The organism is Pseudomonas bharatica CSV86 (genome assembly GCF_000319305.2).
GTDB lineage: Bacteria > Pseudomonadota > Gammaproteobacteria > Pseudomonadales > Pseudomonadaceae > Aquipseudomonas > Aquipseudomonas bharatica.
Window position 1 is genome coordinate 1,488,770 of the sequence record NZ_AMWJ02000002.1, and the last position, 13,198, is coordinate 1,501,967.

At 62.8% G+C, this 13,198-nt stretch carries 11 protein-coding genes and 2 pseudogenes; 4 read left to right on the plus strand and 9 right to left on the minus strand.

Annotated elements, in window-relative coordinates; genetic code table 11:
• Positions 1-34: 34 nt before the first annotated feature.
• The 7 genes from cyoE to hmpA form a co-directional block, all read right to left on the minus strand.
• A complete protein-coding gene (cyoE, locus tag CSV86_RS20715) occupies positions 35-922 on the minus strand; it encodes a heme o synthase (RefSeq protein ID WP_009404394.1) in 888 nt (295 codons plus the stop codon).
• An 11-nt stretch (positions 923-933) separates the two neighbouring features.
• Positions 934-1,272, minus strand: a complete 339-nt coding sequence (gene cyoD / locus CSV86_RS20720; protein WP_009404395.1) for a cytochrome o ubiquinol oxidase subunit IV — start codon at positions 1,270-1,272, stop codon at positions 934-936.
• The gene (cyoC, locus tag CSV86_RS20725; RefSeq protein WP_037061693.1) at positions 1,273-1,896 is read right to left on the minus strand and encodes a cytochrome o ubiquinol oxidase subunit III; all 624 of its coding nucleotides are present in this window, start codon (positions 1,894-1,896) and stop codon (positions 1,273-1,275) included.
• A gap of 3 nt (positions 1,897-1,899) precedes the next feature.
• Complete coding sequence (gene cyoB / locus CSV86_RS20730; RefSeq protein ID WP_009404397.1) at positions 1,900-3,918, minus strand: cytochrome o ubiquinol oxidase subunit I; 2,019 nt, start codon at positions 3,916-3,918, stop codon at positions 1,900-1,902.
• Between the two features lie 3 nt (positions 3,919-3,921).
• Positions 3,922-4,878: a ubiquinol oxidase subunit II gene (gene cyoA / locus CSV86_RS20735; protein ID WP_009404398.1), complete on the minus strand. Its 957-nt coding sequence runs from the start codon at positions 4,876-4,878 to the stop codon at positions 3,922-3,924.
• A gap of 559 nt (positions 4,879-5,437) precedes the next feature.
• Positions 5,438-5,944: a disulfide bond formation protein B gene (locus CSV86_RS20740; RefSeq protein ID WP_009404399.1), complete on the minus strand. Its 507-nt coding sequence runs from the start codon at positions 5,942-5,944 to the stop codon at positions 5,438-5,440.
• A 272-nt stretch (positions 5,945-6,216) separates the two neighbouring features.
• Complete coding sequence (gene hmpA, locus CSV86_RS20745; RefSeq protein ID WP_009404400.1) at positions 6,217-7,398, minus strand: NO-inducible flavohemoprotein; 1,182 nt, start codon at positions 7,396-7,398, stop codon at positions 6,217-6,219.
• 159 nt (positions 7,399-7,557) lie between these two features.
• Between hmpA and norR the strand changes: the two genes are divergently transcribed.
• From norR to CSV86_RS20765, 4 genes are all read left to right on the plus strand, one after another.
• Positions 7,558-9,084, plus strand: a complete 1,527-nt coding sequence (gene norR, locus CSV86_RS20750; protein WP_009404401.1) for a nitric oxide reductase transcriptional regulator NorR — start codon at positions 7,558-7,560, stop codon at positions 9,082-9,084.
• Between the two features lie 84 nt (positions 9,085-9,168).
• Positions 9,169-10,068 carry a chemotaxis protein gene (locus CSV86_RS20755; RefSeq protein ID WP_009404402.1) on the plus strand — a complete coding sequence of 300 codons (900 nt, stop codon included), beginning with the start codon at positions 9,169-9,171 and terminating at the stop codon, positions 10,066-10,068.
• Between the two features lie 288 nt (positions 10,069-10,356).
• Entirely contained in the window at positions 10,357-10,659 is a 303-nt protein-coding gene (locus tag CSV86_RS20760; RefSeq protein WP_009404403.1) for a hypothetical protein, read from the plus strand.
• On the plus strand, positions 10,638-11,408 hold the full coding sequence (locus tag CSV86_RS20765; RefSeq protein WP_051032726.1) for a YkgJ family cysteine cluster protein: 771 nt from the start codon (positions 10,638-10,640) through the stop codon (positions 11,406-11,408). The genes CSV86_RS20760 and CSV86_RS20765 overlap by 22 nt, the downstream gene beginning before the upstream one ends.
• 7 nt (positions 11,409-11,415) lie before the next feature.
• Here the strand turns inward: CSV86_RS20765 and CSV86_RS33495 are convergent.
• Together CSV86_RS33495 and CSV86_RS33500 are read right to left on the minus strand one after the other, a co-directional pair.
• A pseudogene (locus CSV86_RS33495) lies at positions 11,416-12,401 on the minus strand (methyl-accepting chemotaxis protein); the annotation flags it as partial.
• A gap of 183 nt (positions 12,402-12,584) precedes the next feature.
• Positions 12,585-12,998: pseudogene (locus tag CSV86_RS33500) on the minus strand (PAS domain-containing protein); the annotation flags it as partial.
• Positions 12,999-13,198 lie beyond the last annotated feature (200 nt).

Here is a 13,198-nt window from a genome sequence, read left to right on the forward strand (position 1 = left end):
TCGGCGCCGGGGCGTTTTCGTCAACCGTCGGTGCTTACTGCACGTAGGTCATCAGCACTTCCGCCGGGGTGCGGGTATCCACCGACATCATCACGCTCAGGGCAGTGATGGTGAAGATGGAGAAGGCGAATACCTTGCGCGCCCACAGGCGGTCATCGGCCACCTTGTTGCCGCCCCAGGCCATGTACAACCAGTACAGGCCCATGGCCGCCGCGACGGCCAGGTAGCTCAGGCCGGCGTAGCCGCCAATGGTGAGCATCAGGGTGGCGACCAGGAAGGCCACGATGTACCAGATGATCTGCTTCTTCGCCGCAGCCACGCCACGGGCGACCGGCAGGACCGGAATCGACGCGGCGCGGTAGTCGTTGAAGCGGAAGATCGCGATCGCGTACGAGTGCGGCATCTGCCACAGGCTGAACATCACCAGCAGGGTCAGCGCAGCCAGGTCGAAGGTGCCGCTCACGGCGCAGTAGCCGATCACCGGAGGCATGGCACCGGACAGGCTGCCAACCAGGGTGCCGTGCACCGACTTGCGCTTGAGGTACAGGCTGTAGAAACCGACGTAGATGATGAAGCCGATCAGGCCGAACAAGGCCGCCAGGGCGTTGGCCTTGAACAACAGCAGGCCCAGGCCGGCAACCCCGAGCAGGGTGCCGTAGGCCAGGGCTACCGGCGACGAGATTGCACCTTGCACCATTGCGCGGTTCTTGGTGCGCTCCATCTTGATGTCGATGTCGCGGTCGATCCAGTTGTTGAAGACGCAACCGGACGCTACGACCAGCGAGGTACCAATCACCGTGGCGAGGAACAGCATGAAATCGACATGCCCTGCCGCAGCGAGGAAGAAACCGCCCGCCACGGACAACACGTTACCGAAGATGATTCCCGGTTTGGTGATCTGGATAAAGTGTTTCAGGGACATGCCGGATTACCTCACTTCGCCATCATGCTGGTGTGGATGCTGAACATGATCCACAGCGACAGGCCGACCAGCAGGGCGATGACCAGGCCGGTGAACAGGAACGACGTCACGTTGGAACGTGCAGCCTTCGAGCTGTCCAGGTGCAGGAAGTAGTACAGGTGCACCACGATCTGGATCACTGCGAAGGCAACGATGATCAGCAGGGTCATGTCCTTCGGCAGGGTCGGGTACATCACCAGGCCGAACGGAATGACGGTGAGGATCACCGACAGGATGAAGCCGATGGCGTACGACTTGACGCTGCCGTGGTTGGCTTCGTCGTGGCCGTGGCTGTTGTGTGCGTTAGCCATTTACAGAACCCCCATCAGGTACACGACGGTGAACACGCAGATCCAGACCACGTCCAGGAAGTGCCAGAACAGGCTCAGGCAGCTCATGCGGGTCTTGTGGGTGTTGGTGATACCGTCCTTGTTGATCTGGTACATCATGATCGCCATCCAGATCAGGCCTGCGGTCACGTGCAGACCGTGGGTGCCGACCAGGGCGAAGAAGCCAGACAGGAAGCCGCTGCGGCTAGGGCCGAAGCCTTCGCTGATCAGCAGGTGGAACTCGTTGACTTCCATGCCGATGAAGCCTGCACCCAGCAGCCAGGTGATTGCCAGCCAGGCCAGCACGCCACCCTTGTTGCCTTTGTACATCTGCAGCATGGCGAAACCGAAGGTGATACTGGAGAACAGCAGCAGCGCGGTTTCGACCAGTACGTAGTTCAGTTCGAAAATGTCATGACCCGACGGGCCGCCGGCGAAGTTGCCGGACAGCACCGCGTAGGTGGCGAAGATCGACGCAAACAGGATGCAGTCGGTCATCAGGTACAGCCAGAAACCGAATACGGTCATCTGGCTCGAGTCGTGGTGGTGATCGTCATGCCCATGGTCGTGACCATGAGCATCTGCGTTGATTACATGACTGGACATTGATTAAACCCGCTCAAACGATTCGACACGTGCACCGGCAGGCGCACCAGTGGCCAGACCCAGGGCTTTCATGCGCTCACCTTCGATGCGCGCCACTTCCTCGGCCGGAACCATGTAGCCCTGGTCGTCACGCGCAGCGTGGCGAACGAAGACTGCGACGGTGGCGAACAGGCTGACGCCGACCAGCCACCAGATGTGCCAGATGAAGGCAAAGCCGAAGATGGTCAGGAACAGGCCCATGAACACACCGGTGGAGGTGTTGTTCGGCATGTGGATCGCTTCGTACTTGGCCGGAACCTTGTACGCAACGCCGGCTTCCTTGGCTTCGTGCCAGGCATCCAGGCCAACTTTCTCAGGCATGGTGGCGAAGTTGTAGAACGCAGGTGGCGACGAAGTCGACCATTCCAGGGTACGGCCGCCCCATGGGTCGCCGGTGACGTCCAGGTTGTCCTTGCGATCGCGGATCGACACGTACAGCTGGATCAGCTGGCAAGCGATACCGAACAGGATCAGCACGGCGCCGACCACGGCAACGTACAGGTACGGTTCCCAGGCAGGGTTGTCCGAGTGGTTCAGACGACGGGTCATACCCATGAAGCCCAGGGCGTACAGCGGCATGAAGGCCACGTAGAAGCCGGAGATCCAGAACCAGAAGGCAGCCTTGCCCCACTTCTCGTTCAGGGTGAAACCGAAGGCTTTCGGGAACCAGAAGGCGAAGCCCGCCACGTAGCCGAAGACCGCACCGCCGATGATCACGTTGTGGAAGTGGGCGATCACGAACAGGCTGTTGTGCAGCACGAAGTCAGCACCTGGAACGGCCAGCAGAACGCCGGTCATGCCACCGATGGAGAAGGTGACCATGAAGCCCAGGGTCCAGAGTACTGGCGCGGTGAAGCGCAGGCGGCCCTGGTAGATGGTGAACAGCCAGTTGAACAGTTTCACGCCGGTCGGGATCGAGATCAGCATCGTCGCCAGACCGAAGAAGGTGTTGACGCTGGCGCCCGAACCCATGGTGAAGAAGTGGTGCAGCCAGACCGCAAAGCCCAGTACCGCGATCGCGCCCGATGCGTAGATCATCGAGTGGTGACCGAACAGGCGCTTGCCGGTGAAGGTCGAGGTCACTTCCGAGAACACGCCGAAGGCCGGCAGGATCAGGATGTACACCTCAGGGTGACCCCACGCCCAGAACAGGTTGACGTACATCATCGGGTTCCCACCAAGCTCGTTGGTGAAGATGTGGAAGTCCAGATAACGGTCAACGGTCAGCAGGGCCAGGGCAGCGGTCAGGATCGGGAACGAAGCCACGATCAGGACGTTGGCCCAGGTGCAGGTCCAGGTGAAGATCGGCATGTCCATCAGTTTCATGCCTGGGGCGCGCATTTTCAGCACGGTCACCAGGAAGTTCACACCGGTCAGCGTCGTACCCAGACCCGACAACTGGAGTGCCCAGATGTAGTAGTCAACCCCGACACCCGGGCTGTACTGGATACCCGACAGCGGCGGATAGGCCACCCAGCCGGTCTTGGCGAACTCGCCCACGCCCAGGGAGATGTTGACCAGCGCAACGCCGGACACCAGCAGCCAGAAGCTCAGGGAGTTGAGGAACGGGAAGGCCACGTCGCGGGCGCCGATCTGCAGCGGCAGCGCCAGGTTCATCAGGCCGGTGAAGAATGGCATCGCCATGAAGATGATCATGATCACACCGTGGGCGGTGAAGATCTGGTCATAGTGTTCAGGCGGCAGGTAGCCCTCGGCGCCACCGGTGGCAGCCGCGAGCTGGGTACGCATCATGATCGCGTCGGCGAAGCCGCGGATCAGCATCAGCATGGCGACGATGATGTACATCACGCCGATCTTCTTGTGGTCGACCGAGGTCAGCCACTCGGACCAGAGGTAGGTCCACTTCTTGAAATAGGTGATTGCCGCGAACAACGCGATACCGCCGAGCGCGATCATGGCGAGGGTCACCATGACGATCGGCTCGTGATACGGGATCGCGTCCAGACTTAATTTACCGAACATCTCTTACTCCTCTGCCCCGGCAGCTGAATGCATACTCACGTCCATCCCTTCGGTACCGGTAGTGGCCGCTGCTTCTTTGTGCTCGGCCTTCTCGTGTACCACCGGCTTGCCGCGGTTCATGCCTTCGTACTTGTCGACGATGGTCTGGAACTGGTCGGCCGGCGCCACGCTGTACAGCGCGACTGGATTGTTTTCGCTCGGTTTGGCCAAGGCCTCGTATTCAGCTTTGTCCAGCTGCTTAGGCGACTGCTTGACTTCGTTCACCCACGCCTCGAAATCGGCCTGGGAGGTGGCGACTGCCTTGAATTTCATGCCGGTGAAGCCTGCACCGCTGTAGTTCGCCGAGATACCGTCGAACTCGCCGTTCTCGTTGGCGATCAGGTGCAGCTTGGTGGTCATGCCGGCCATCGCGTAGATCTGGCCGCCCAGCGCAGGGATGAAGAACGAGTTCATCACGGCGTCGGAGGTCACGCGGAAGTTGACCGGGGTATTGGCCGGGAAGACGATCTTGTTGACGGTGGCGATGCCTTGTTCCGGGTAGATGAACAGCCACTTCCAGTCCAGGGCGACCACGTCGATCTGCACCGGCTTCACGTCGGAAACCAGCGGACGATACGGGTCCAGCTCATGGGTGGTTTTGTAGGTGACGATACCCAGGGCGATGATGATCAGGACCGGGATGGTCCAGACCGCCACTTCGATCTTGGTCGAGTGCGACCAGTCCGGGGTGTACTTGGCAGCCTTGTTGGAAGCGCGGTACTTCCAGGCGAACGCCAGGGTCATGCAGATGACCGGGACGACCACCAGCAGCATCAGGCCGAAGGCGATCAGGATCAGGTTCTTTTGCTCAATGCCGACCTGACCTTTCGGGTCGAGCAGGGTCCAGTTGCACCCACTGAGTAAAAGCATGCCTAAAAAGGGCAGAATGCCAAACAGTCTGGGGTAACGCTTTTTACTCATCTCACGACCTCTAGATCAGCTTGCTTCAATGCAATTTGTGTTTTGGTCGCCAACACTTCTTCCTGCCTGGTGTCAGCATTTACGGGCGAATAAGGTCATACCTTGAGGAGCGTCGCTGCTCGGCATAAACCTTGGGTGGTGCGTGGTTATTGTTCTGACTTCGTAGGCAACAGGCCTGTATTTCAGACCAAGTCCATTTGGTGCGGAAAATCACGGAGGGGAGTCAGCCCGGCATCGCCGCAGGCGATGCTCGTCGAAGTCAGCAAGAAAGGCTGCGGAGCCTTTGAAACTGCGACTTGCAAGCAGTGCCGAACGGAAATTGGGGGCGATTGTAGATAGGTCGCCCCCCCTTGACTATGACTTATTGAGCAACAGTCTTTTACAGGAAGTGTAATAATCCAGCCCGAAAAATCAGTTTCGCGACAGTTTGTCGCACCCGTTCCATTAGCGCTGGAACGCCCGTCCTACAAGGGTTTCGGGTTGACGCAAGTCAATCGCCCTGTGCGCACTGTGGGAAATTTCATGGCACAAGGGACTTGCGTCAAAACATGACTTTTGTCTAACCCTGGCGCCGGTTGCGCCAGATGCCCAGCGGCACCAGGACCGCGGTCAGGACGAATGCTACAAGTGCCCATTGTGCAAGGGAAAGTCCCAATACAGGCGGGTATGGTGTAGTGCAGAAACCGTCGACCTGGAACACCAGCGGCAGCACCGAGGCCAGGGGCAGGCCGTCGACGATCGGTTGCAGGGTATCGATGCCGCAGCTGACGGACGGATTGGCGAGGATATAGACATGGTTGCCGGCAGCGGCGACTCCACCCAGGGCGCTGAGCACCACCAGGCCCTCGAAGATCGTCAGGCTGCGCCGGCCGGGCATGGCGGCGCCGATGAAGGCGAACAGGGCGATCAGCAGCAGTGCATAGCGCTGCAGGATGCACAACGGGCACGGCGCCTCGCCCAGGACGATCTGCATATAGAGTGCGCCGCCGATCAATGCCAGACAGATCACGCCCAGCAGGACCAGGAAGCGCCGTTCCCGATTCAGGCGCTGCGTTTGCTCGTTCATTGCCATTCCCTTCACGTTTAAATGGATCGACTCGCGGCCACGCGAAAGCCGCGGGGCGCACAAGATGACGGTGCGCCGGCGGAAAGTCTACAGGCAGACGGCAGATCGAAGGTGAAGTCGGCGTGAAAAACGCAGGCGCAGGGTGGCAGTGAAGAGGAAGGGAATTAACAGGGAATTAATGTGTTGAAGCTGAGGGCCTTATCGCTGGCAAGCCAGCTCCCACAGGGACTGCACCTGTGGAAGCTGGCTTGCCGGCGATGAGGCCCTTGAGATCACTCCAGAGCAGCAGCCGGCCCGAAGAACTCATGGCGGCTCTGCCCTTCCGGCACCCGCAGCGCTTTCAGGTGGCGCTTGACCGCGGCCATGAAGCCCTTGGGCCCGAGGAAGTAGGCATCCAGGTCACGCTCGGCCGGCAGCCACCGATCCAGTTGGTCCTGGCTCAACGGCCCCAGCGCATCCCCCGGCAAACTCACGCCATCATCCACGTCATAGCAATAGAAGCGCTTGAGCTGCGGATGACGTGCCGCCAGGGCATCGACATGCTCACGGAACGCATGCACCCCGCCGTTGCGCGCGCAATGGATGAAATGGATCTGCCGTCCGCTTTCCAGCGCCTTGTCGAGCATGGCCAGGGTCGGGGTTATTCCAACGCCGCCGCTGATCAGCACCAGCGGCTTGTCGCTGGCGGCCAGGGTGAAGTCCCCCGCCGGCGGGAACAGGTTGATCCGGTCGCCGACCTTGAATTGGTCATGTAGGTAATTGGACACCTTGCCGTCCGCCTCGCGCTTGACGCTGATGCGGTACAGGCGACCGTCGCCCAGGCTCGACAGCGAATAGTTGCGGCGCTGCTCGACGCCATCGATCAGCAGTTGCAGGCCGATGTACTGGCCCGGCTCGGCCACCAGCACCGGCTGGCCATCGACCGGAGCGAAGTAGAAGGAAACGATTTCAGCGCTCTCTTCGACGCGCTCGACCAGGGTGAAGGCCCGCGCCCCGCGCCAGCCGCCCTTGGCCTGCTCCTTCTGTTGGTACAGGCCTTCTTCGGCACCGATCAGGATATCCGCCAGTTGCTGATAAGCCGCGCCCCAGGCCTTCAGCACCTGCGGCGTGGCAATCTCGCGGCCGAGCACTTCCTCGATGGCGCGCAGCAGGCAGGCCCCGACGATCGGGTAATGCTCCGGAAGGATCTGCAAGGCCACATGCTTGTTGACGATCTGCCCGACCAGCCCGCCCAGTTGCTCCAGCCGGTCGATGTGCCGGGCGTACATCAGCACGCCGTTGGCCAGCGCCCGGGGCTGGTCGCCGCTGGCCTGGTGGGCCTGGTTGAACAGCGGGCGTACCTCGGGGTACTCGCTGAGCATCATATTGTAGAAATGGGTGGTCAGGGCTTCCCCACCGCTTTCCAGCAGCGGAACGGTGGCCTTGATGATTGCACGGTCTTCGGCGGTCAGCATGAAACGACTCCTGAGCCTGATGGGCTTCTGTGTAGATACTGGTAAGTGCGTTTCAGAATCCATGCCAACGACAAAGCCCAATGAAATCGGGCATCTGCGCCCCAATAAGGTCAAAATGACCCAAGTTTGCTAGAGTCATTACGACTACATGGAGTCATTATGACCTCAACCCCTCTGCTTACCGCCCTCCTCCCCCTGGTCAGCGATCTGTCCCGCGACCTGCCCGAACGCGAGCGCTACCGCCGCCTGCTGGAGGCCATGCGCGCCTTGCTGCCCTGCGATGCCGCCGCGCTGCTGCGCCTGGACGGCGAGTGGCTGGTGCCCCTGGCCGTGGACGGTCTCAGCGCCGACACCCTGGGTCGGCGCTTCCGGGTCAGCGAGCATCCGCGCTTCGCCGCCTTGCTCAGCCGCAACGGGCCGACCCGCTTTGCCAGCGACAGCGAACTGCCCGATCCCTACGACGGCCTGGTCGAGGGCCTGCACCAGCAACTGGAGGTCCACGATTGCATGGGTTGCCCGTTGTTCGTCGACGAACGGCCCTGGGGCTTGCTGACCCTCGATGCGCTACAGCCGGACAGCTTTCGGCAAGCCGAGCTGGACTCCCTGCAAGCCTTCGCCAGCCTGGCGGCGGCCACGGTCAACGTGGCCCAGCGTATCGAAGGTCTGGCCCTGCGCGCCGAGGTCTATCGCCAGGCCAGCGACCAGCAGGCCAAGGAACTGATCGGCCAGAGCAAGGCGCATAAGCGCCTGCTGGAAGAGATCCGCCTGGTCGGCGGCAGCGACCTGACCGTGCTGGTCACCGGCGAGACCGGGGTCGGCAAGGAACTGGTGGCCCAGGCCATCCACCAGGCCTCGTCGCGCGCCGACAAGCCGCTGATCAGCCTCAACTGCGCGGCATTGCCCGACACCCTGGTGGAAAGCGAATTGTTCGGTCATGTGCGCGGCGCCTTTACCGGCGCCGTGGGCGAGCGGCGCGGCAAGTTCGAGCTGGCCAATGGCGGCACGCTGTTCCTCGATGAAGTGGGCGAACTGTCCTTGATGGTCCAGGCGAAACTGTTGCGCGTCCTGCAGAGCGGCCAGTTGCAGCGCCTCGGCTCGGACCAGGAGCACCGCGTCGATGTGCGCCTGATCGCTGCCACCAACCGCGACCTGGCCGAGGAAGTCCGTGCCGGTCGTTATCGCGCCGATTTCTACCACCGCCTGAGCGTCTATCCGCTGCCGGTACCGGCCCTGCGCGAACGCGGTCGCGATGTGTTGCTGCTGGCCGGCTACTTCCTCGAGCAGAACCGTTCGCGTATGGGCCTCAACAGCTTGCGCCTGAGCGCGGAGGCCCAGGCCGCCTTGCTGGCCTACGACTGGCCGGGCAATGTGCGCGAACTGGAACACCTGATCGGGCGCTCGGCGCTCAAGGCGCTGGGGCAGCATCGGGACCGGCCACGCATCCTGACCCTCGACGCCGCCGACCTCGACCTGCCAGGCGTCACCACGCCATCCGCGACACCGCCGCCGGTCAGCCGCGACGGGGAACGCGGCGGCGACCTGCGCCAGGCCCTGGACAACTACCAGCGCCAGTTGATCGGCCAATGCCTGGAGCGCCACCAGCACAACTGGGCCAGCGCCGCGCGCGAACTGGGCCTGGACCGTGCCAACCTCGCGCGCCTGGCCCGCCGGCTTGGCCTGCGCTGATTTACGAATATGCTAAAGGGCTGCGCGCTCGGGTCGATAACCCGGCACAAGCCCCGAATCCATCCTCTACGCACGAAGGTTTCTATGTTCTCGCAAAAAACCCGCGCGGACTCGCTGTCGCTGCTGCTCTTCACCTTGCGCAGCGGCAAGCTGATGGCGATCAACCTGCTCAAGGTCAGCGAGATCATTCCCTGCCCGCCCTTGACCCGCCTGCCCGAGGCCCATCCCCACGTCAAGGGCGTGGCGACCCTGCGCGGCAACTCGCTGCCGGTGATCGACCTGTCCCGCGCCATCGGTGAACGGCCACTGGCCGATCCCGACGGTGGCTGCCTGATCGTCACCGATATCAGCCGTTCCAAGCAGGGCCTGCATGTACAGGCGGTGGCGCGCATCGTCCACTGCAAGAGCACCGACATCCGCCCGCCGCCCTATGGCTCGGGGGAGAAGTCGTTCATTACCGGCGTGACCCGGATCGACGACACCCTGGTGCAGGTGCTGGACATCGAGAAAGTCATCCACACCATCACCCCGGCCCATCACCAGGAAGCGCCTTCGCAGATCAGCGAAGAGGACGCCGCCATCCTCAAGGCCACCAACATCCTGGTGGTGGATGACAGCCAGGTGGCGCTGCAGCAGTCGGTCTACACCCTTCGCGGGCTCGGGCTGGAGTGCCACACGGCACGCAGTGCCAAGGACGCCATTGCGGTGTTGCTGGACCTGCAGGGCACCGAGCAGGAAATCGACGTGGTGGTCTCGGATATCGAGATGTCGGAAATGGATGGCTACTCGTTCACCCGCACCTTGCGTGAAACGCCGGATTTCCAGCATCTCTATGTGCTGCTGCACACCTCGCTGGACAGTGCGATGAACAGTGAAAAAGCCAAGGCAGCAGGGGCTAATGCGGTGTTGACCAAATTCTCCTCGCCGGAGCTGACCGACTGCCTGATCGTTGCGGCGCGGACCGTGGCCTTTACCGAACGATAGTGGTTGCTGCCGCGGGCCTCATCGCTGGCAAGCCAGCTCCCACAGGGTCCGTGTGCACCGCAACCTGTGGGAGCTGACCGACTGCCTGATCGTCGCGGCGCGTACGGTGGCCTTTACCGAAAGATATTGGTTGCTGCCGAGGGCCTCATCGCTGGCAAGCCAGCTCCCACAGGGGCCGTGTGCACCGCCGAACCTGTGGGAGCTGGCTTGCCAGCGATGAGGCCCGCAAGAACACCATAAAGATCAGGCATACTCCGGCACTTAGCCCCCAGAGGAGCCACTTCCCTCATGAAAGCCGCCATCCTCAGCCTGCTTCTGCTTGCCCCTCTCGCCCACGCTTCCAGCGACCAGGCCTGGGCCGAGCACGACAAGCAACTGCTGCGCGCCTGCACCGCGGCCAGCCAGCTCAAGGACGTCCGCGCCCTGGGCAAGAGCGCCGAATTCGATGACCGCAGCGGCTATTCTGCGCTGCTTCTGCAGGGGCGCTACCCGCAAAAGCACATGAACAACCGCAAGGGCACCGAACTGTGCCTCTACGACCGGCGCCAGAAGAGCGCCTACGTCACTGAATGGACCCCAGGGAAACCGTGAACAGCGCCTCCGATACCACCCGCTTCCACTGCACCGGCTGCGGCCGTTGCTGCACAGGCCACCATGTCCCCCTGACCTTGGGCGAAGCGCAACAGTGGGTCGATGACGGCGGCCAGGTCATCGTGCTGGTCGAGGCCTTCCTCGCCAACGGCATCGGGCTGCCCGCCGAACAACAGGACCACGCCCGCCGTCGCTCCTGCGCCGTGCCCTGCGGCGACACCGAGGCGTATGTCGCCATCACCTTCGCTGCCTTCAATCCGGGCCCGTGCCGCAACCTCGACGCCGAGCTGCGCTGCATGATCTACGAGCGGCGCCCGCTGGTCTGCCGCATCTACCCGATGGAAATCAATCCGCATATTCCGCTGCGCCCGCAGGCCAAGGACTGCCCGCCGGAAGCCTGGGAAGACGGCGAGGTGCTGATTCACCGCGAGCGCGTGCTGGATCCGACGCTGATGGAACTGATCGAACGCTCGCGCCAGGCCGACCGCGACGATATTCGCAACAAGACCTTGATCTGCCAGCGCCTGGGCATCGACACCAGCGCGCTGAAAGGCAACGGTTTTACCGCCTACCTGCCGGACACCAGCGCACTGCACCAGGCCATGGGCGATACCGCCGCCGACACCCAGGCGGCTCTCGCCGAGTGGATCCTGCACGTGGAAGATGGCGAGCTTGCCGGAAAACTCGGCTCGGCAGGGGCCAGGGTCACCGGCACCAGCGCCGGGCACTACAGCTTCATCGGGTTCTGATCCGGCATTACTGGCGCCGGCACCAGAACTCTTCGGCCAGGCGCCGCAGGTCTTCGGCGAGCCCGGCCACGTCGCTGGCCGTGGAATGACCGCGCTGGCCCGCCGTGACGCTTTGCTCGCTGGCCTGGCGGATGCTGATGATGTTGCGGTTGATGTCTTCACTGACCAGGCTCTGCTGCTCCACCGCCGAGGCGATCTGCAGGCTCATCTCGCTGATCTGGTTGACCCGCTGGCTGATGCCGTGCAGCGCCTGGGTGGCGTGCTGGGCCTGCTCGACGCTCTGGCCGGCATGGTCGCTGCTCTGCTGCATCGCCTGCACTGCATCCCGGGCGCCGTTCTGCAGCATGGTGATCATGCGCTGGATCTCACCGGTCGATTGCGCGGTGCGCTGGGCCAGGCCGCGGACTTCATCGGCCACCACTGCAAAGCCACGCCCGTGATCCCGGCCCGCGCCGCCTCTATCGCTGCGTTCAGGGCCAGCAGGTTGGTTTGCTCGGCAATGCTGTGGATAACCTCCAGCACGCCGGAAATCTCTTCGCTGTGGTTTTCCAGGGTGTGGACAACGTCGGTCGCCTCGGCCAGGACACCCGCCAGTTGCAGGATGGTGCTTCGGCTCTGGTCTACCAGTTGATGCCCGACCTGGGTCTCGCCTTCGGCCTGGTCCGCCGCCTTCGAGGCCTGCTGGGCACTGTTGGCGACCTCGGCGACCCGCGCGGCCATGCGGTTGATCGCTTCGGCGACCTGGTCGGCATCGCCCTGCTGGCCGAGGGTGGTGGTATGGCTGTGTTGCAGATGGCTGGCCAGCTCGGCGGTATGCCCGGCCAGGCGCCTGGAGGTGTCGCCGATGCGCCCGACCACTGCGCCGATCTGCGCTTCGAGCATCTGCAGGGCGAACTCGACCTGCCCCACGGTATCGCGACGCCCGGTGTACAGGCGCTGGCTCAGCGGGTTGTCGGCGATGTCACGGGCGCGTTCGCCGAGGCGCTCCAGCGGGCTCAGGGCCCGTTTGATCATCAGCGCGGCAAGTCCGGCGAATACCCCCCACTGCGCCACGGCCCGCCCGGGAAACTCCGGCAGCAGGAGCTCGCTGCCACCCATCACCAGGGCCAGCAATGCGCCCAGACCCAGGGTCAGACGGGTGCCCATGCCCAATGCCGGCAGGCGCTCCGCCAGGCTGCGCTGGCCACGGCGCAAGCGCGCGTAATACCGCTCGGCCGCGTCGATCTGCGCCGCGCTCGGCTTGGTCCGCACCGACTGGTACTCGACAGTCTGGCCATGGCTGGTGATCGGCGAAACGAAGGCGCTGACCCAATAGTGATCGCCATTCTTGCAGCGGTTCTTGACCAACCCCATCCACGAGCGTCCCTTCTTCAGGGTCTGCCACATATGTTCGAAGGCCGCCGGTGGCATGTCCGGATGGCGCACGATATGGTGCGCGCTGCCGATCAGCTCCTCGCGGGAAAACCCGCTGATGCGGATGAACTCGTCATTGGCGTAGGTGATAGCACTCGTCAGATCCGTGGTGGACAGGATGTTCGCATCCACGGGGTAATCCACATTTCGACCGGTCACAGGCAGATTGCTCTTCATCGAGAGGCGCTCGTCGTTCGGATGGGGGTATGAAAGCAGGGCGCAGATACTACGTTTGGCCCCTTGACGGAAACTTGACCCAGAGCAGCATTAAGGCCTATCGCCATCACCGTCCATCCGTAACGATCCGTAGCTGACATTCGTGACAGCCAGCCGTCACGGTGGCGACCCGTTCTGTCCTATATAAGGGTATGCAGCCC